Origin of the sequence: Staphylococcus hsinchuensis (assembly GCF_038789205.1) — a bacterium.
Taxonomy (GTDB): Bacteria; Bacillota; Bacilli; order Staphylococcales; family Staphylococcaceae; genus Staphylococcus; species Staphylococcus hsinchuensis.
On the sequence record NZ_CP128355.1, the window covers coordinates 987,338 to 1,007,376 of the forward strand.

Below are 20,039 nucleotides of genomic sequence, written 5' to 3' on the forward strand. Positions count from 1 at the left end.
GTATAAAAAGTAACAGATTGTAGTTAGTCACTTGCAAAAAGCACAAATATACGTGATGTGGACGGTGAAAGATTTGAGACAAATCATAAAGAAAATGTATTTATGGTTCATACATTTCTTAAATATATTATTTAGTAAGAAAAAGGTTGAAAATGATAACGTAGTCGTCATGATGACGTTTGTTGAAGATGTATTGCCTTTAATTGAAGCTTTATATAAAAAAGGCTATCGTATAACGGTCATCGGTAAAGAAGAGAAACGAAAATATATTAAGCATTTAGAAGATGTTACTTACATTACGGCGGGTAATAAATACGTTTTTAAACACATTCAAGCCCTAAGCCAAGCGAAAGTGATTATTGTAGATACGTACTATTTAATGTTAGGTGCATTTCATAAAAAAGCTGGCCAGACAGTACTTCAAACGTGGCATGCTTCAGGCGCCTTGAAAAATTTTGGTTTGACAGATCATCAAGTAGACTTATCAAACTCAAAAAAAGTAGCACAGTATAAACGTGTTTATGATGCGACTGATAAATATTTAATCGGCGGTCCAGCGATGTCAATTTGCTTTAAGGAATCATTTGGAGCAAAAGAACATCAATTTTTAACATTAGGTCTACCACGTCTGGTTAAATATAAAAACATCGATATTAAACAAAGACAGCAAGAATTAAAATCACACTATAATATTCGAGGGAAGGTTGCTTTATACGTACCAACATATCGTGAAAATCATCAAAGCAATCGCGTGATTAATAAGGAGCACTTCGAACAAGAACTGCCTAATTATACATTATTAAGTAAATTACATCCTGCCATCACTGATGTGAATGATAGTTCACTAGATATACAATCTCTATTAATTATGGCTGATGTTGTTATTAGTGATTATAGTTCTCTCGCAATTGAAGCGAGTTACCTTAATAAACCAACATTGTTATACGTATATGATGAAGCGCAATATGAAGCTGAACGAGGATTAAATAGATTTTATTACCAAACACCTTCTCACTATAAAGTGTATAATGAACATGATATGATACAGAAACTAAAATACAAAGAAAATACACTACAACCTATTTTCAAAGAATGGCACCAGTTCAATAACGACAACAGTTTAACTCAAATTATAAAATATATAGAGGGTATGGTGAAATCATGAAAATATCAATTATCGTTCCCGTATACAACGCAGCACAAACGATTCAAAGAGCAATAAAATCAATCGACACGAAGCATGATCACGAAATTATTTGTATCAATGATGGTTCAACAGATAATAGTCAACAAGTATTAGAACAATTACGTAAAGAATATTCAAACATGGTGATTGTTAATCAAACGAACAAAGGTGCAGCTGCAAGTAGAAATAAAGGTTTAGAATTGATCACTGGTGACGTATTTATGTTTTTAGATGCAGATGATGAATTTTTGACAAGTCGCATCGATTATATGGCAGATTATTATTTATCAGATGAAAATGTAGATATTGTCTTAGGTCAGTTAGCTAGAGATGTATATGGCACTTGGACTGCGATTCCTACACATCGTGATATTCAAAAGGAAGATAAAGTTAATTTTTCACAGTGCCCAGCGATACTGCAATCTATCGGACCAGGTGCGAAAATGTTTAACGCACGTTTTGCCGGTGAGCGTTTTAATGAAGATATCGTATTCTGTGAAGAACATGAATTTATGGTGCAACTTTATAAAAAGGCACGCGATATTCAATTGTTACCAGACGTCGTTTACGGATATAATGAACAAATTGATTCAGTGACATACAATCGTCAACAACATTTCGACGCATATATGAAAGATGCGATTAAGGTGAGATCAAGTGTCATGGATCAATTACATTTAAGAGAGGCAAGACTATATTATAGTTATCGCATGGATGAACTCATCGTGAGCTATTTAATTCAAGCGTATCTAACAGAACATGAAAAGCTGACTCAAGCGACGTTGAACACGGTCATCAATTATATTAACGAGATGCAGAAGACTGACTATGATGGTGACGCTATGTTCAGAATAGTGAAAGTGGTTGAACAAGGCACAAAAAATTGGAATAAAGCACTTTATGATCAATGGAGAAGTACATTAATTAGCGTCGGTATCGGAAGACCGAAATATGTTTTATTTAAAGCTAATGCCTTACCTAAACGCGCGAAATATAAAGGTGAAACGACTTTAAAAAAATATTTGAGAAAATAAATCAATAAGAATATTCGAAAACTTGATTTCGATGTGCTATAATCTTTAAAAATGTAAATTTTAGTTTAATTTTATGTAAAGGAGATAAACAAATGAAACGTGTAATCACTTATGGAACGTATGATTTGTTACATTATGGCCATATCGAATTGTTAAGACGTGCGCGTGAAATGGGTGACTATTTAATCGTGGCACTTTCAACAGACGAATTTAACCGTATTAAAAATAAAAAATCATATTACAATTATGAACAACGTAAAATCATGTTAGAGTCAATTCGCTTTGTCGATCTTGTAATCCCAGAAAATGGTTGGGGTCAAAAAGAAAAAGATGTTGACCGTTATGAAATTGATAAATTTGTAATGGGTCATGATTGGGAAGGTGAGTTTGACTTTCTTAAAGATAAATGTGAAGTGGTTTACTTAAATCGTACGGAAGGTATTTCAACTACGAAAATTAAGAAAGAACTTTACGGAGATGGCGCTAAATAATTACTCATTGACGAAAATTTATGAACCTATGTTACTGTACTATCAGTTCAGTGACATAGGTTTTTTATTTTGGTTTCCTTCTATAAAATAACTTAAATGGAAAGATTTATATATGCACATAGTGTCGCGCTATTCATTTTATTAGTGAGATGATATAGTAGCAATGTTGGTTTTTAACAAAAGAAGATAATTTGAGAAAGCTTTCACTATATTCTAGTGAGTTAAAGGTGTTATAATAATATTAATGAGCAGATGCATATTATATCGTCTGCATTAATTTTTTATACATATATAATGTCACATTGATTTTAAAGTGTGGCAGGTGCGACTTAATCAATTTTGTTTGTTCGCATAATAAATTAAATAATGCGTTCTATAGTTCGGATGATTTTGCCCAATTTTTTTGATTAGAGATATAATTACAACTTTTACAAATGTGTATATGGCTTTATAGCATACATATACACATTGTTTTTTTATTGTTGCAAATATGATTTGAGCGCATAATATAACTTTGAGTTGTGCATCATAGTTGCAAAAATTGAGTCAGTAAAAATATTTTCTGGAAGAGGTAACTCATAATGAAAGACACAATGAAACGAACAGTGAAACATGGAAATCCATTATTTTACTTATTAAAGAGATTGAAATGGCCTGTTGGATTGATTATTATCGCAGTTTTAATCTCTTCATTAGGCAGTTTAACAGGACTCGTTGTACCATTTTTCACAGGTAAATTGGTAGATAAATTCTCATTAGAAAACATTAATTGGATGTTTATTGTAGGATTTATCGGAGTATTCATACTTAATGCTGTACTTAGCGGTCTAGGATTATACTTATTAAGTAAAATCGGTGAGAAGATTATTTATGATATACGTTCTGTATTATGGAGACATATCATCCATTTAAAGATGCCTTTCTTCGATAAAAATGAAAGTGGTCAGTTAATGAGTCGTTTGACTGATGATACGAAAGTAATTAATGTCTTTATTTCACAAAAATTACCAAACTTATTACCATCAGTCTTAACAATTATTGGCTCTCTCATCATGCTATTTATAATGGATTGGAAGATGACGTTGCTAACATTTGTGGCAGTTCCAATCTTCGTAGCGATAATGATGCCACTCGGTAAGAAAATGCAGAAAGTATCAATGAATACGCAAACAGAAATTGCGAATTTCAGTGGTTTATTAGGTCGTGTGTTAACAGAAATGCGACTTGTAAAAGTTTCAAATACGGAGCAATTGGAATTAGATAATGCGCATAGAAACTTGAAAGAAATTTATCATCTCGGTTTAAAGCAAGCTAAAATCACTGCGATTATTCAACCGATTTCAGGTTTAATCATGCTATTAACGGTCGCAATCATTTTAGGATTCGGAGCAATTGAAATTTCAACTGGTGCGATTTCTGCCGGTACATTAATAGCGATGATATTCTATGTCATTCAGTTGTCTGCACCGTTAATTAATTTATCAACACTCGTTACGGATTATAGACGTTCTGTCGGTGCAAGTAGTCGAATCTTCGAAATCATGCTTGAACCTACTGAGCCATTGGATGTGCAGAAACAACGTAATATTCGAGATGGCAGTTTAGTGTTTAATAAAGTAGATTTCAAATATGATGATTCGCCTGTACTGTCAGATGTGTCTTTTAAAATTCCAACGAATAAAGTGACCGCATTTGTTGGACCATCTGGTTCAGGTAAGAGTACGATATTCAACATTATTGAACGTATGTACGAAATTGAACGTGGACAAATTACATATGGTGGTAAATCCATATACGATTTAACATTAGCTGATTGGAGAAGAAAGATTGGCTATGTTATGCAATCAAATTCATTGATGAACGGTACAATTCGAGACAATATTCTTTATGGAATTAATAGAGAAGTAACAGATAAAGAATTGATACTTTATACAAAACTTGCGAATTGTCATGACTTTATCCAAGAGTTTGATGAGGGGTACGATACAGTTGTTGGTGAACGTGGCTTGAAACTTTCAGGTGGACAACGTCAACGTATCGATATCGCACGCAGTTTCGTGAAAAACCCAGATATCTTACTGCTAGATGAAGCGACAGCTAATTTAGATAGTGAGAGTGAGCGTAAAATACAAGATGCGTTAGAAGTGTTAATGGAAGATCGTACGACTGTTGTTATCGCACATAGATTATCAACGATTAAAAAAGCACAACAAATTATATTTATTGATGGCGGTAAAGTTACTGGTAAAGGTACGCATCAATATTTAATGGAAACGCACGAAAAGTATCAACAATTTGTTTCAACACAAAACTTAACAGATTAATTTAATCAATTGATCTTAACTCAATGGAAATGTATAATTCCGTACATTTTCATTGAGTTTTTTTATTAAATATATGTATAAACGAACTTTAAAAATGTTATTTTCTCAAAAGTACAGTCATGCTATAATTATTGTAAATTATAGAAGTTGTAGTGCGTTCAACGAATTGTTTGTGAATGATCTCGATTATTCATGTAACTATCGTGTACTTTTGGGAATTCTGATAGAACACATTACATACTTGAATTTATATGAATTGGTGGGTGTAGAATGTTTTTGTTGATTAATATCATTGGGTTATTTGTGTTTCTAGGTATAGCAGTTTTATGTTCAAGAAATAAAAAGAACATCCAATGGGGTTCAGTCGGTATACTTGTATTAGTGAATTTAGTGTTAGCGTGGTTTTTAATTTACTTTCCATGGGGGAAGGCAGCTGTACACGGTTTAGCCAATGCAATTGCGTGGGGGATTGAATCAGCACATGCTGGTACAGGTTTTGCATTTTCTAGTTGGGTTAAGCCTGGTGGTCAAATGGATATGGCAGTAAGTGCTTTATTTCCAATTTTATTAGTTGTCCCATTGTTTGATATTTTGATGTATTTCAATATTTTACCTAAAATCATTGGTGGTATTGGTTGGGTGCTTGCTAAGGTTACGCGTCAGCCTAAGTTTGAATCGTTCTTCGGTATTGAAATGATGTTCCTAGGTAACACCGAAGCTCTAGCAGTATCTAACGAGCAATTAAAGCGTATTAATGAAGCGCGTGTCTTAACAATAGCAATGATGTCAATGAGTTCAGTATCTGGGGCAATTGTTGGTGCTTATGTAACGATGGTACCAGGCGATTTAGTGTTGACTGCAATTCCATTAAATATTATTAACGCAATTATCATTGCTTCAATTTTAAATCCAATTTCATTAGAGGACAAAGAAGATGTTATTTACAGTATTCGCAACAACGAAATAGAGCGTCAACCGTTCTTCTCATTTTTAGGAGATTCAGTATTGAATGCAGGTAAATTAATATTAATCATCATCGCTTTCGTCATTAGTTTTGTTGCATTATCTGATTTAATCGATCGTTTGATCCATTTAATTACTGGTGGTATCGCACATTTAATGCACATTAAAGGTAGCTTTGGTCTAGATCAAATATTAGGTGCTTTTATGTATCCATTTGCATTATTATTAGGTTTACCGTTTGATGAAGCTTGGCATGTAGCACAACAAATGTCGAAGAAGATTGTAACGAACGAATTTGTAGTCATGGGTGAAATATCGAAACACATTGATTCATATTCAGCACACAGACGAGCAATTATAACGACATTCTTAGTTTCATTTGCTAACTTCTCAACTATTGGTATGATTGTCGGCACATTAAAAGGTATTGTTGATCAAAAGACATCTGACTTTGTAGCGAAATACGTACCGATGATGTTACTTGCTGGTATTCTCGTTTCACTGATGACAGCAGGTTTTGTAGGTTTATTTGCGTGGTAAGTATGAGGAAATTAACGTTTTAACTATAGACATAATTTAATGAATAATAATTGTAGGAGTCTGAGACAAAATAGTTGTCTTAGACTCTTTGTCAATTTATGGGACTACGAAATCTTTATTAGAAAATTCGATTTCTGTTCCACTCCCTTTATCCAAAAAAATACCAAGTAAATGAAGTGACAGAGCTATCTTCATCCACTTGGTTTTTACGGGAAATGAATTAAAAGTATAATTGATAGCAAGGACTAGGTACTATCAATATACCGAGCAAAAAAATTTGTTTGTGACTATAAACAACACAAAGGAGATATCTTCTTATTCTTCATTAAGAAGATGCATATTATTATAGCAAATTTACTCTTTTAAGTAAATGGAAAATTCAGAATATTTTAAATTGTTGTAAGCGAAGTTGTAGAAATAGGAAATATTTGCTAACATTTGTTATGACTGAACTTAATAAAGGGGGTAGTGAAGGTGAATAAAACAATTCGTGATTTAATCTATATTTTTATTGGGTCATTTATTTTTGCTGCGGGGGTCAATACATTCATTATTTCCGCTGATTTAGGTGAAGGAGGAGTGACCGGTTTAGCGATTGTACTATATTATGCCTTTCACTTATCTCCTGGTATTACGAACTTTGTGCTAAATGCAATACTTATAGCTGTAGGATATAGATATTTGAGTAAACGTAGTATGTATCTTACAATCGTTGCTACTATTTTGATATCACTTTTTCTAGAGCTAACAGGTAGTTGGCACATTGAAACAGGAAATATTTTAGTGAATGCTGTATTTGGTGGTTTATGTGTTGGTTTAGGCATTGGAATTATCGTGCTTGCCGGAGGAACTACTGCGGGTACTACAATTTTAGCGAAAATCGCTGCAAAATATTTAGACGTAAGTACACCGTATGCATTGCTATTCTTTGATTTAATCGTCGTTGCCATCTCTATGACAGTTATTCCAATTGCGAGTGCATTAGTTACGATTATTTCATTATACATTGGTACAAAAGTAATGGACTTTGTCATAGAAGGTTTGAATACGAAGAAAGCTATTACAATCATTTCTAGTAAACCTGATGAAATTGCAGATGTGATTGATCAACAAGTAGGAAGAGGGTTAACGATACTCCAAGGTAGAGGGTACTTCTCACAAGAAGAAAAAGATATTCTTTATGTCGTGATAACGAAGACGCAAGTTACAAGAGCGAAAAGATTAATAAAAGGCATAGACGAAAATGCTTTCCTTGTTATTCACGATGTACGTGATGTATATGGAAATGGATTCTTAATGGAAGAACATTAATCGAACCATATTAGTATTATTGAAAAGTAAACCCCACACAATGATTTAAATTATAAATCATTGTGTGGGGTTATTTATATGGTGGATAAACAACTAATTATGAACAATCGATAGTCAATTTATTTCAAAAATGTTATAATAACATCCATGATAATGATTATCATTTACGAAAGACGATAAATTACTTAATTTAAATATATAAACAAAACATAGATGATTCGTTGTTAAGGGAAATGAATTTTGAACTAAAGGAAGAAGGGTATTTATGAGTCGATTAAACGGAGAAAATATAACAATTGGCTATGGTGATAATGACATCGTAAACAATTTAGATGTTCAAATACCAGATGGGAAGATCACCTCAATTATTGGACCGAATGGTTGTGGGAAATCAACTTTACTGAAAGCTATGTCGAGATTACTTCCAATAAAAAATGGTGAAATTAATCTTGACGGGGAATCGTTGCATGCACAGTCTACGAAAGACATTGCAAAGAAAATCGCGATTTTACCACAATCTCCAGAAGTTGCAGATGGGCTAACTGTTGGAGAACTCGTGTCATATGGTCGATTTCCACATCAAAAAGGATTTGGACGTTTATCTGCAGAAGATAAAAAAGAAATAGATTGGGCCATGTCAGTGACAGGAACTTTTGAATTTAAACACCGTTCAATTAATGATCTGAGTGGTGGACAACGTCAACGCGTGTGGATTGCGATGGCACTTGCCCAACGTACTGACATTATCTTTTTAGATGAACCTACAACATATTTAGATATTTCTCATCAATTAGAAATCTTAGAATTAATTACACAATTGAATGAACAACAAGGTTGTACAATCATTATGGTATTACATGATATTAACCAAGCAGTACGCTTCTCAGACTATCTCGTAACGATGAAAGATGGCGACATTATTGCGAGCGGCGATACAGAAGAGGTATTAACGAAAGAAATCCTTGAAAAAGTATTTAACATCGATGTTGAAATTAGTACAGATCCAAGAACTGGTAAACCGATGCTAGTCACATATGATTTATGTAAGAAAAGTTATTCGGAAGTATAGGTATTAAGCTATGGAAAAGGACCACGGAAAACATCGTTTCATTATTATATTTTCTACTAGTATCATACTGTTATTTTTAGCATTAATTGTCTCTATTTTATTAGGTGATGCTAAAGTTCATATTTCAACAATCTTTGATGCCATTTTTAATTACAAATCAAGTAACCAACAACATAATATAATTAGTGAAATAAGGGTACCAAGAGATATTGGCGCTATACTCGTTGGTGTTGCATTAGCTACTTCTGGTGCTGTCATTCAAGGCGTGACAAAGAATGGTTTAGCTGACCCGAGTTTAATAGGATTGAACTCGGGGGCTTCTTTTATGTTGGCACTAACGTATGCGTTTTATCCAAGCGCACCGTTCTTAGTAATGATGTTGGCAGGATTTTTAGGCGCATTAATTGGTGGGCTCATCGTTTTAATCATCGGAAGATCAAGAAGTGATGGCTTTAATCCGATGAGAATCATTTTAGCTGGTGCAGCTGTCAGTGCGTTATTAACGGCATTGAGCCAAGGTATAGCATTACTATTTAGATTAAATCAAAACTTGAACTTTTGGAGTTCGGGCGGGGTATCTGGTACGACATGGAATCAATTGATCTGGGCGACACCAATCATTCTCGTTTCGCTTGTTATCATCGTTGCGATGAGTAAGCAACTCACGATACTTAATTTAGGTGAAACATTAGCGAAAGGGTTAGGGCAAAATGTTGCCGTAACACGTGCTGTAACATTAATCATTTCAATGATCTTAGCAGGTATCGCTGTAGCCATGGTCGGGCAAATAGCTTTTATTGGTTTAATGGTGCCTCACATAGTACGTTATTTAATTGGTACAGACTATTCACGTGTTATTCCTTTAACAGCTGTGGTTGGAGGTTTACTCATGCTTGTTGCTGATACGTTAGCACGTCTGTTAGGCGAAGCCCCTGTAGGTGCAATGATTTCATTTATAGGATTGCCTTATTTCTTATATTTAGTTAAAAAGAGAGGGCGATTCTCATGATAGATCCAAAGTTAAAATATAAACAATGGATAAGTATGGCCATTGTAGTTATTTTAATATTATTAGCATGTGCATGGAGTATGACTGCAGGAGATTATAAAATGTCTGTCGGTACATTCTTTAAAACACTATTTGGATTTGGTGAATATACAGATTCCCTCATATTACTTCAATTTAGAATGCCACGTATGCTTATTACAATATTAGCTGGAGCAGCATTAGCGATGAGTGGCGCCATCCTTCAAAGTGTTACACGTAATCCATTAGCTGAACCTGGTATTCTAGGTATTAATGCCGGTAGTGGATTTTTTATCGCACTCTTTATCATGATTGGCCAAGTGAATGCAGATAGTTTTATTTATGTGTTACCAATTATCAGTACAATAGGTGGAATTGTAACGGCTTTAGTCATCTTTGCGTTTAGTTATAATCAAAGAAGCGGTATTACACCAGCGAGTATGGTGCTCGTTGGTGTCGGAATGGCTGCAGCGTTAAGTGGTGGGTCACTTACATTAATGTCTAAGTTCGATAAAGATCAATCTGAGTTTATCGCTTCTTGGTATGCAGGTAATATATGGGGTGACGAGTGGTCATTTGTGATTGCATTTTTACCATGGGTAATTGTTCTCATTCCATTTTTATTACTTAAATCGAATGTGCTTAATTTATTAAATACACACCCACATATTGCTAAAGGTGTAGGCGTTAAAATAGAACGAGAACGTATAGTGTTATTAATTGTTGCAGTCATTTTATCTTCTACAGCCGTTTCAGTTGCAGGAGCAATAGGCTTTATCGGACTGATGGGACCACATATTGCGAAGTCAATTGTCGGTCCACGTCATCAATTATTCTTACCACTATCTGTTCTGTTAGGTGCATTTTTATTAGTATTATCCGATACAGTAGGTAAGGTTATATTACAGCCATCAGGTATTCCAGCAGGTATTATTGTAGCAATTATCGGTGCACCTTATTTCTTATATTTAATGTACAAAACAAAATCGGTTTAATAAAAAATTTTTAAAGACTTTCAGGAGATTAAGATATTATTGAGAACATGCATAACATTGTCCAACTAACCAATAATCATCTGATCTCCTGATTATTTTTATAGCTTTATGATAGCGTTTACATTTGTTGTGCGGGTATACTATAGTTGGAAGGTTATTTAGGAGGCGTCTACAATGAAAAAACTAATAAATGAGAAAACACACTTTTTAGCCGATATGCTAAAAGGTCTTTCAATAGCAAATCCACAATTAGAAATTAAAGACGAAACGATTGTCGTGAAAAAGAATAAAAAAGATAAAGGTGTCGCAATTGTATCGGGAGGCGGTAGTGGACATGAACCTGCACATGCAGGGTATGTAGCTGAAGGCATGTTAGATGCTGCTGTATGTGGGGAAGTCTTTACCTCTCCAACACCAGATAAAATATTAAATGCAATCAAAGCAGTAGACAATGGTGATGGTGTCCTTCTCGTTGTTAAAAATTATGCTGGTGATGTTATGAACTTCGAGATGGCACAAGAAATGGCTGAAATGGAAGATATCAAAGTCGCTACAGTCATTGTTAAAGATGATATAGCAGTTACTGATACAGAGAAACGCAGAGGTGTAGCTGGTACTGTGTTTGTTCATAAAATTGCTGGCTATTTAGCTGATGAAGGTTATACATTAGATGAAATTCAGTCACGTGTCGAACACTATTTACCTCAAATCAAATCGATTGGTATGGCTTTAACAGCTCCTATGGTGCCAACTACAGGTCAATATGGTTTTGATATTGATGACGATGAAATGGAAATTGGTATAGGTATTCATGGAGAAAGAGGTATCTCTAGAACAAAAATTCAAACTGTAGATCAAATTGTAGATCAACTCATTGATGCATTGCAAAAAGAAGTGAGCGCTAATAAATTAATCGTCATGGTGAATGGTATGGGCGGCACCCCGCAGTCTGAGCTCAGTATAGCCGTTAAATACATTGCACAAGTATTTGAACAACAAAATGTTGAAGTAGGGCATTGGTTCGTCGGTGACTTTATGACTTCATTAGATATGCAAGGCTTGTCAGTTACCTTAATGCCTTATGAAGAGACGCTAAGTAAAGCACTGACTGCTCCAACTGCAAGTCCTTATTTTAATTAGTATTTATTCTAGGAGTGATGATAAATGAACGTAGCACAAGTTAAAGAACAATTATTAGGTCTAGTAAAAATATTTGAAGAGAAAGAAACATTATTAATAGATTTAGATCGAGCGATTGGTGATGGCGATCATGGTGTAAACATGGTACGTGGTTTTAAAGCTTTACCTGATAAAATTGATGATAGTTCAATGCAAGCTTTATTTAAATCGACTGGCATGACTTTAATGTCAAATATTGGTGGAGCTTCAGGGCCGTTGTACGGTTTTAGCTTTGTAAAGATGTCTCAAGTCGTAGCCGAAGAGATTGACCACGATAATCTCGGTGAAATAGTAAATGCATTTTCCGAAGCGGTAGCGCAAAGAGGGAAAGTTGAACTTAACGAAAAGACAATGTTCGATGTAATTGAACGGACAAATAATGCTTTGAAAAATGGTGAGACGGTAAATGAATCAATCTTACAATCATTTGCTGACCAAACCAAAGATATCGAAGCAACGAAAGGTCGAGCTTCGTACTTTAAAGAAGAATCAAAAGGTCACATTGATCCGGGCGCACAAAGTAGCGTTTATATATTAAATGCTTTAATAGGAGATGAATAAAATGACTAAAATAGTAATCATCAGTCATAGTAAGGACATAGCTAATGGCGTTAAAGATTTATTGAATCAAATGGCTAATGATGTTGAAGTGATTGTACAAGGAGGTACTGAAGAAGGTATCGGTACTTCATATGATGACATACAGCAACTTGTCAACGAACTAGATGATGATGCGTTATGTTTCTATGATATAGGATCGGCCGAAATGAATTTAGACATGGCAATAGAAATGTATGAAGGGAATCATCAAGTTAAAAAGATGAAAGCACCGATAGTTGAAGGCAGTTTTACAGCGGCAGTAAACCTTTCAGTTGGAAAAGATATTGATGATGTTGAACAAGAACTAAATGAAAAATTTGGGTAAAGCTTGTGGTTGTGCGACGGACTGGTTTTTTCTTAAAATATATCTGAGAAAGTACATTATTTGAATGAAGATTATATAGAAATGTGATAAAATAAAGACTAATTATCATATGTAATTAAAATCTGGGTACTTAGGAGGACATTGGCATGCATGAGTTAATCAAAAAACATGTCTTAAATGGTGAATTTGAGTCAGTCAAACGATTAATGTCCGAGACAGATTTTATGGAGTTTGAGGAAGCTTATATTTCAAGTGCTCACGAAGTGGAAAGCATTATGTTTTATACGTGTATATTAGACATGATGAAAGAAGAGGAAACAGCAGAAATGCATGACTTAGCCTTCTTATTATTAGTATATCCATTAAGTGAAATTGAAGGTGCATTAACTTCTGCTTACTATCATGCTGAATCATCCATAAAACTAACTGACGGCAAAGAAGTGAAGAGTTTACTGCAAATGTTACTATTACACGCAGTACCTGAGCCTGTAATTAGCGACAAGAAGGCGTTTGATATATCTAGAAGAATACTCAAATTAGACCCATCAAATAATGTAGCACGTACAGTCTTAAAAGAAACTGCAAAACGTATGGACAATGTCGTTGTTGATATCAACGAATTAAATCGTATTAAAAATGCTCACTAATAATTGAAATCTGTTTAGAAAAATAAATAATATTAAAACAAGACGGTTAGAGAAGCGAATCGTCTTGTTTTAATTTTATTGAATTTAAAATATGAAATGAATCATAACCACTATAGTTACATTTTACATAATATACGGATGGTTTATTACATTTTTAATATATTGTAACAATACTTATATTATTTTATCTTTAAAAAACCGTGGGAAGTGGTATAGAACAAGTGCATTGATCAATTAAATCACTCAAATATAGTTATAAATTTTGAAATGTGTAGAATTTTATATCATATTTATTAAAGTTTTCTAACGAGTGTCATTTGAAATTATAAATGTAAATTTAATTATAACTATGTTGCAAATAATTAGGAGTACGTTATAATTGTTCAATGTGTTAACTATGAGGAGGTTATTTATTACATGGGGTTGAATAAAGAAGCTATAAAAATTGGTTTCGCTTATGTCGGTATCGTCGTAGGTGCTGGCTTTTCAACAGGACAAGAAGTTAAACAGTTCTTTACGCCATTTGGCTTATGGTCGTATATTGGTGTATTATTAGCTGGTTTAATTTTAGGTTTTATTGGACGTCAAGTTGCTAAGATAGGGACAGCATTTGATGCCCAAAACCACGAATCAACTTTAAATTACTTATTTAATGATTTATTTAGTAAAATTGTCGATTATCTATTGATATTCTTCTTATTCGGTATATCCGTAACAATGATTGCCGGTGCAGGATCGACATTTAAAGAAAGTTTTGGTTTACCAACATGGTTAGGTGCATTAATAATGGCAGTTGCAATTTACCTAACATTGTTAATGGACTTTGATAAGATTGTTAGAGCTCTAGGACTTGTAACACCTTTCTTAATTATCTTTGTGGTCATCATAGCAGTTTACTATTTATTTAACGGAACGATTCCATTAAATAAAGTAAACCAAACAGTACCACAACCTAATATCTTTTTAGGTATATTGAAAGGTATTAACTACGGAGGATTAGCCTTTGCAGTAGGATTCAGTACGATTGTCGCTATTGGTGGTGACGCATCAAAACGTAGAGTAGCAGGTGCAGGTGCTGCATTTGGTGGTATTATATACACTGTATTATTAGCACTTATAAACTTCGCTTTACAAACTGAATATCCAAAGGTTAAAGACGCGTCAATTCCAATGTTGACACTTGCTAATCACATTCAACCATGGATTGGAATTGCGTTATCAATTATTATGTTAGCTGTTATGTACAATACGATTTTAGGTTTAATGTACTCATTCGCAGCTCGATTTACAGAACCTTACAGTAAAAAATACCATATATTTATTGTGATTATGGTAGCAGTTGGGTTTATATTGAGCTTCGTAGGATTCAAAGGTTTAATCAACTTCTTATATCCAGTAATGGGTGTTATCGGATTAATCGTAGTTGTAGCAGTATTAATTAAGTATTACTTAAGAAAAAATGATAATAAAAAACACATTGCTTAATTTAACTAGAAATTAAATTAAAGCGCTAATAAACAAAGCCAACCTAAAAAGATTGATTTAATCTTTTAGGTTGGCTTTTACTATAGAGATGTGCAGTTTCTTTATTTTTAAAGTTAAGAAATAAAAGCTCAAGATTATTACTATTGTGTAATTCGTAATTATGTTACAATGCTTCAGAAAGGAACGAGCGCACATGAAGCACAAACATAAATGGACGGTCATCACTTTAGTTATTTTCCTCATTGTTGCAGCTGTTATCGGCCTATTTTTAAAGCAACACTTCGATCGAGAGCATGCTAAAGGGGTAAAAGAGAAAGTACAAATAAATAACAGAAATGTTAAAGCGTTTACGAATATCACATATAGTCAAGGCGTTCCGAATAGTAAATTAGATATATTAACGCCAACTGAACTAGATGAAAATAATAAATTACCTGTCATATTTTGGATGCACGGGGGAGGTTATATTGCAGGTGATAAACAATATAAAAACCCGTTGCTTTCTAAAATTGCTGAACAAGGTTATATCGTAGTAAATATAAACTACGCTTTAGCCCCAGATTACAAATATCCGACGCAACTTAATCAAATTGATCGTGCGGTTAGGTTTATAAAATCAAATAAACATGAATTACCGATTGATTTTGACCAAGTCGTGTTTGGAGGGGACTCTGCCGGTGCACAATTATCAAGTCAATATACAGCAATCCAGACAAATAAGTCACTTAGAAATAAAATGAATTTTAAACAACAATTTAAACCAGATCAAATTAAATCAGTCATTCTTTTCGGTGGTTTCTATGATATGAAGACAGTTAAGGCCACGGAATTTCCACGCATCCAACGCTTTATGGAAAGTTATACAGGCGTACGAGATTGGGAGCGACAATTTAAATATATCAGTGAAATGTCAACGATTAATCAAGTGACTAAAGATTATCCACCAACATTTTTATCTGTAGGGGATGCTGACCCATTTTATAGTCAAAATACAGCATTTTATAAAAAGTTAAAATCTAAAGATGTGCCGGTGGATAAATTATTCTATGATGGATCACATCATTTGAAACATCAATATCAATTTCATATGGAATTACCTGAATCACAACAGAACATGAAAGATGTACTGAAATTTTTAAGTAGAAATACGAACGCATCTGGGGTAGAAACTGAGTTGAAAACATCAAGCAATAATCCAAATAATGTTGAATTAAATCCATATTAATAAAAAAGGAGTCAAATAACGATGTAGTTATTTGGCTCTTTTCATTGTTTCGTATTAGAATGGAAATAGTTAGAAATATAATAGAAAATTAAAGTAGATTATAATAATAACTTGGAGAGGACGTATTGGTTATAATATTGACCATTAATATATAACTTATCTCGAAGTTCGCCTTCAATTTGATAATTCGATGATTTAAATAAATCCAATGCAGATGCATTTTCAGGGACAATGATGACTTCTATACGGTGAATTTCATGATTAACACACCAAGCTTCAACAGAGTTGATTAACGATTGTCCTAATCCTTGAGATTGATGACGTTTAATAACACCCATAGAGAAGTGCGCTTCATGTTTCACACGTTCTAATTTTTTAGTAGTGACTGTAGCAAAACCTACCAGTTCCTGGTTACTTTCAGCTACAAAGATTGCATTTGTAGGTGAAGTAATGAAATGCTCTAAATTATTAATAGCGTCTGTCGTAGAAGGTGAGTATTCACCAGGGCTATACATTAAATAATCGGATTCATCATATATAGTTGTTAATAAATTTACAAAGTCATCTATATCTTTAATACTAATTTCACGAATTTGATGAACCATTTATGCCACTCCTTAATCTATTGTACTTATAATTAATCGTACCACAATTTATGATAATTCGCATATTTGTTTTTTTATAATTTTGGAGTGGTTCAGTTTTTAATAAGGGAGTTTGACGATGAAACCAAATATTTTATTATCAGGTGTGACAGGTTCAATTGGTAAGACGTTAATTCAATCGATTAAAGAAGGTACTAACCTTTATACGATGTCTAAATATCCGAAAGAGGAAGAGATTCAGGATATAACATGGTTGAAGAAAGATATATTCAACTACAATCATGTTGTTGAAGCTATGCAGAATATTGACATTGCAATATTTTATTTGGATCCAACGAAACATTCAGCCAAATTAACGCATGCGAGTGCACGTGATTTAAACTTAATTGCAGCAGATAACTTTGGTCGTGCTGCTGTAAAACAAGGTGTTAGTAAGATTATCTACATCAGTGGAGGGCGTTTCGATTTAGAAACAATTGAGCGTTTGTCTGTTTATGGAGCTACTGTAGAGACAACTAAAACTGCGGTGCCTCGTCCACATGTATCAGTTGAGATTCAAGGTTCTAAATATGACGATGTACGTAGTGCCCAAAGCATGCAATTACCTATGAATTGGACACTCAAGCATTTAGTTAATTATTACTTCGATTGGTTAAATTCCACAAATGGAACACTCTTACATACAGATTACGAAGATAATAATTATATCGTATATTTAAAAGACAAGCATAAACCTTTATTGATTTTAAATAAAAGCTATACCGAAGACGATATCATTACGCTACATCTCGTCGGTGGCAGTTTAGTAAAACCTAACCTTAAAAAGCAAGGGAAATTGGAATTTAGAAAGTTGAAAGATTCCCAGAAGGTGATGGTTCACTTATTTGATTATATTCCGAAGCTAACGTGGCCAATATTTTACCTTGTGCAATCCCCATTCCAAAATTTAATGATGCGTGGATTTGAAATCGATTGTCGAATTAAACACTATAATGGGCGAATACAATCAGGCGAAGAAATCAAATATACCAAATAATGGAGTTGTGATAGGTATGGATATTTTGTTAGTGGAAGATGATATGACATTATTCAATGAATTAAGTAATGAGTTAGAACAATGGGATTTCGAGGTACATGGCATAGAAGATTTTAGTACGGTGCTAGAGACATTTGAAACGCTTCAACCTTCTATCGTGATTATGGATGTGAAACTGCCTAAGTTTGACGGATTTTACTGGACACGTAAAATCAGAGCCATTTCAAACACACCGATATTATTTTTATCTTCAAGAGATAATCCGATGGACCAAGTGATGAGTATGGAATTGGGCGCAGATGATTATGTCCAGAAACCTTTCAATACGAGTATACTCATTGCAAAGTTACAGGCGATATATCGCCGAGTATATCAATTTAGTGTAGACGATAAACGTGTACTCACTTGGCAAGAAGCTACGTTAGATTTATCTAAAGATAGTATCAATAAAGACGATGTTCAAGTGGTTCTATCTAAAACAGAAATGATTATCTTAGAAATGCTCGTAAAGAAACAAGGCCAAATTGTTACGCGCGATACGCTCATTACTGCCTTATGGGATGATGAGGCGTTTGTCAGTGACAATACGTTAACTGTAAATGTGAATCGAATGAGAAAAAAATTAGAAGAAATTGATATGCAAGATGCTATAGAAACTAAAATCGGTAAAGGATACATGGCACATGAGTAGTTATAAATGGGCAATGATCTTTATTGGTTCAAGGTTAAACTGGATTTTATGGATTATTTTTATTCATTTAATCTTCCTTGGTGTGGCATATATAGATTATGATATCAGTTTAGGAAGTATAATCTATATTATTGTATTAAATTTCATATTATCAATTTTCTTCTTTATATTTACGTTCGTAAAAGAAATCAAATTTTATAAACATTTAGAGAAAAATTTAGAACCCGAGGAACTGAAACATAAGTCTTTAGCTGACACACCTTTCCAAAAGCTCATGGTAAACTATCTTTTCTATCAAATTACGAAACAAAAGAGATTAGTTACAAAACAACAACAACAAATTAGCGCAACTTCTGCTTCATTGACTGATTTCGTCCATGATATTAAAACGCCAGTGACGGCACTTAATATTATGTTACAAAAGGAAGAAGATCCTGAAAGACGTAAAGCCTTGCTCTTCGAATGGTCTCGAATTAATGAAATGTTAGATCGTCAATTGTATTTAACTAAATTAGAATCTCAAAATAATGATATGTATTTTGAAAATGTACCTTTAAAATCGCTAATTATCGAAGAAATACAATTAACGCGCAATATTAGCCAATCCAAAGGTATCGCCTTTGAAGTAGACTTCAAAGATGATTATCAAGTTTATACAGATACGAAATGGTGTCGTATGATGATTAGACAAATATTATCAAATGCGATTAAATATAGTGAAAATAGTTCGATTTATGTAAAGACCTTTATAGAGGACGGTCACGTTACTTTAAATATTAAAGACGAAGGTAGAGGCATAAGTGCGAAAGATTTACCACGTATTTATAACAAAGGATTTACATCTACACGATATCGAAATGAAACAACTTCTTCTGGTATAGGGTTATATTTAGTGAAGACCGTCAAAGACAACTTAGGTATTGCAGTAAAAATAGCTTCTAGAGAAAATGAAGGCACTTCTGTTACCTTCAACTTTCCAAATCAAAATGAAATCATTAATAGATTATCCAATCCTGGTACGAGATAAGTATAATTTACGTAAGAATAATAACCTGAGACAAACGAAATGTCTCAGGTTATTTTTTGCTCTAAACAACGAAGGCAATGCACATATGGATAACGAATTGGGCTGAAACATATGTGCTTTTATCATAATATTTGATTACTACAAAGTTTATGAAAAGTACAAAATAAACTGTAATAAAGATGTATTTATAAATTGATAGATGGCGCGCATAATAATTTAACTATTGTTATATCATTTGAACACATATAATAAATGTGTAACGATGTTTTTAGATGGTTA

General features: G+C 33.5%; 19 protein-coding genes. 18 read left to right on the forward strand and 1 reads right to left on the reverse strand.

The genetic code is table 11. The features are described 5' to 3' along the window. Positions 1–73: 73 nt before the first annotated feature. The 15 genes from tarB to QQM35_RS04970 all read left to right on the forward strand — a co-directional run bounded on the left by tarB (position 74) and on the right by QQM35_RS04970 (position 16,401). Complete coding sequence (gene tarB / locus QQM35_RS04900) at positions 74–1,165, forward strand: teichoic acid glycerol-phosphate primase TarB (RefSeq protein WP_251518825.1); 1,092 nt, start codon at positions 74–76, stop codon at positions 1,163–1,165. Then, a complete protein-coding gene (locus QQM35_RS04905; protein ID WP_342610567.1) occupies positions 1,162–2,220 on the forward strand; it encodes a glycosyltransferase family 2 protein in 1,059 nt (352 codons plus the stop codon). The genes tarB and QQM35_RS04905 overlap by 4 nt, the downstream gene beginning before the upstream one ends. Before the next feature lie 92 nt (positions 2,221–2,312). Then, positions 2,313–2,711, forward strand: a complete 399-nt coding sequence (gene tagD, locus QQM35_RS04910) for a glycerol-3-phosphate cytidylyltransferase (protein WP_251518829.1) — start codon at positions 2,313–2,315, stop codon at positions 2,709–2,711. A 605-nt stretch (positions 2,712–3,316) separates the two neighbouring features. Continuing rightward, a complete protein-coding gene (locus QQM35_RS04915) occupies positions 3,317–5,035 on the forward strand; it encodes an ABC transporter ATP-binding protein (protein WP_342610584.1) in 1,719 nt (572 codons plus the stop codon). Between the two features lie 270 nt (positions 5,036–5,305). Beyond that, positions 5,306–6,538: a NupC/NupG family nucleoside CNT transporter gene (locus QQM35_RS04920; RefSeq protein WP_251518831.1), complete on the forward strand. Its 1,233-nt coding sequence runs from the start codon at positions 5,306–5,308 to the stop codon at positions 6,536–6,538. A gap of 474 nt (positions 6,539–7,012) precedes the next feature. Next, positions 7,013–7,849 (forward strand): YitT family protein, encoded by an 837-nt coding sequence (locus QQM35_RS04925; RefSeq protein ID WP_251518833.1) that lies wholly within the window; start codon positions 7,013–7,015, stop codon positions 7,847–7,849. Positions 7,850–8,114: 265 nt separating this feature from the next. Next, positions 8,115–8,918, forward strand: a complete 804-nt coding sequence (locus tag QQM35_RS04930; protein ID WP_251943352.1) for an ABC transporter ATP-binding protein — start codon at positions 8,115–8,117, stop codon at positions 8,916–8,918. Between the two features lie 10 nt (positions 8,919–8,928). Then, the gene (locus tag QQM35_RS04935) at positions 8,929–9,927 is read left to right on the forward strand and encodes a FecCD family ABC transporter permease (protein ID WP_251518837.1); all 999 of its coding nucleotides are present in this window, start codon (positions 8,929–8,931) and stop codon (positions 9,925–9,927) included. Then, positions 9,924–10,940 carry a FecCD family ABC transporter permease gene (locus QQM35_RS04940; protein ID WP_251518839.1) on the forward strand — a complete coding sequence of 339 codons (1,017 nt, stop codon included), beginning with the start codon at positions 9,924–9,926 and terminating at the stop codon, positions 10,938–10,940. Before QQM35_RS04935 ends, QQM35_RS04940 begins: the two co-directional genes overlap by 4 nt. Before the next feature lie 174 nt (positions 10,941–11,114). Beyond that, entirely contained in the window at positions 11,115–12,080 is a 966-nt protein-coding gene (gene dhaK, locus QQM35_RS04945) for a dihydroxyacetone kinase subunit DhaK (RefSeq protein WP_251518841.1), read from the forward strand. A 24-nt stretch (positions 12,081–12,104) separates the two neighbouring features. Next, positions 12,105–12,680, forward strand: a complete 576-nt coding sequence (dhaL, locus tag QQM35_RS04950) for a dihydroxyacetone kinase subunit DhaL (protein ID WP_251518843.1) — start codon at positions 12,105–12,107, stop codon at positions 12,678–12,680. A gap of 1 nt (position 12,681) precedes the next feature. Further along, entirely contained in the window at positions 12,682–13,044 is a 363-nt protein-coding gene (gene dhaM / locus QQM35_RS04955; protein ID WP_251518845.1) for a dihydroxyacetone kinase phosphoryl donor subunit DhaM, read from the forward strand. A 146-nt stretch (positions 13,045–13,190) separates the two neighbouring features. Beyond that, entirely contained in the window at positions 13,191–13,691 is a 501-nt protein-coding gene (locus QQM35_RS04960; protein ID WP_251518847.1) for a hypothetical protein, read from the forward strand. 417 nt (positions 13,692–14,108) lie between these two features. Beyond that, positions 14,109–15,176, forward strand: a complete 1,068-nt coding sequence (locus tag QQM35_RS04965) for a YkvI family membrane protein (RefSeq protein ID WP_251518849.1) — start codon at positions 14,109–14,111, stop codon at positions 15,174–15,176. Between the two features lie 193 nt (positions 15,177–15,369). After that, positions 15,370–16,401, forward strand: a complete 1,032-nt coding sequence (locus QQM35_RS04970; protein WP_251518851.1) for an alpha/beta hydrolase — start codon at positions 15,370–15,372, stop codon at positions 16,399–16,401. A 98-nt stretch (positions 16,402–16,499) separates the two neighbouring features. On the opposite strand, the gene QQM35_RS04975 is transcribed toward QQM35_RS04970, so the two are convergent. Continuing rightward, on the reverse strand, positions 16,500–17,006 hold the full coding sequence (locus tag QQM35_RS04975) for a GNAT family N-acetyltransferase (RefSeq protein ID WP_251518852.1): 507 nt from the start codon (positions 17,004–17,006) through the stop codon (positions 16,500–16,502). Between the two features lie 118 nt (positions 17,007–17,124). Here QQM35_RS04975 and QQM35_RS04980 point away from each other — a divergent pair, with 118 nt between their 5' ends. From QQM35_RS04980 to QQM35_RS04990, 3 genes are read left to right on the forward strand one after another with little or no spacing between them, the layout of a single operon-like run. Next, positions 17,125–18,042 carry a 3-beta hydroxysteroid dehydrogenase gene (locus QQM35_RS04980; protein ID WP_251518853.1) on the forward strand — a complete coding sequence of 306 codons (918 nt, stop codon included), beginning with the start codon at positions 17,125–17,127 and terminating at the stop codon, positions 18,040–18,042. A gap of 16 nt (positions 18,043–18,058) precedes the next feature. Then, positions 18,059–18,733: a response regulator transcription factor gene (locus tag QQM35_RS04985; RefSeq protein ID WP_251518854.1), complete on the forward strand. Its 675-nt coding sequence runs from the start codon at positions 18,059–18,061 to the stop codon at positions 18,731–18,733. Beyond that, positions 18,726–19,760, forward strand: a complete 1,035-nt coding sequence (locus QQM35_RS04990) for a sensor histidine kinase (RefSeq protein WP_251518855.1) — start codon at positions 18,726–18,728, stop codon at positions 19,758–19,760. Before QQM35_RS04985 ends, QQM35_RS04990 begins: the two co-directional genes overlap by 8 nt. Positions 19,761–20,039: the final 279 nt, after the last annotated feature.

Coding starts and splice junctions, on each gene's coding strand:
- QQM35_RS04920 (WP_251518831.1), top strand. CDS start 5,306: ATGTTTTTGTTGATTAATATCATTGGGTTATTTGTGTTTCTAGGTATA.
- tagD (WP_251518829.1), top strand. CDS start 2,313: ATGAAACGTGTAATCACTTATGGAACGTATGATTTGTTACATTATGGC.
- dhaL (WP_251518843.1), top strand. CDS start 12,105: ATGAACGTAGCACAAGTTAAAGAACAATTATTAGGTCTAGTAAAAATA.
- QQM35_RS04985 (WP_251518854.1), top strand. CDS start 18,059: ATGGATATTTTGTTAGTGGAAGATGATATGACATTATTCAATGAATTA.
- QQM35_RS04930 (WP_251943352.1), top strand. CDS start 8,115: ATGAGTCGATTAAACGGAGAAAATATAACAATTGGCTATGGTGATAAT.
- dhaM (WP_251518845.1), top strand. CDS start 12,682: ATGACTAAAATAGTAATCATCAGTCATAGTAAGGACATAGCTAATGGC.
- QQM35_RS04990 (WP_251518855.1), top strand. CDS start 18,726: ATGAGTAGTTATAAATGGGCAATGATCTTTATTGGTTCAAGGTTAAAC.
- QQM35_RS04935 (WP_251518837.1), top strand. CDS start 8,929: ATGGAAAAGGACCACGGAAAACATCGTTTCATTATTATATTTTCTACT.
- QQM35_RS04960 (WP_251518847.1), top strand. CDS start 13,191: ATGCATGAGTTAATCAAAAAACATGTCTTAAATGGTGAATTTGAGTCA.
- QQM35_RS04980 (WP_251518853.1), top strand. CDS start 17,125: ATGAAACCAAATATTTTATTATCAGGTGTGACAGGTTCAATTGGTAAG.
- QQM35_RS04940 (WP_251518839.1), top strand. CDS start 9,924: ATGATAGATCCAAAGTTAAAATATAAACAATGGATAAGTATGGCCATT.
- dhaK (WP_251518841.1), top strand. CDS start 11,115: ATGAAAAAACTAATAAATGAGAAAACACACTTTTTAGCCGATATGCTA.
- QQM35_RS04970 (WP_251518851.1), top strand. CDS start 15,370: ATGAAGCACAAACATAAATGGACGGTCATCACTTTAGTTATTTTCCTC.
- QQM35_RS04965 (WP_251518849.1), top strand. CDS start 14,109: ATGGGGTTGAATAAAGAAGCTATAAAAATTGGTTTCGCTTATGTCGGT.
- QQM35_RS04905 (WP_342610567.1), top strand. CDS start 1,162: ATGAAAATATCAATTATCGTTCCCGTATACAACGCAGCACAAACGATT.
- QQM35_RS04975 (WP_251518852.1), bottom strand. CDS start 17,006: ATGGTTCATCAAATTCGTGAAATTAGTATTAAAGATATAGATGACTTT.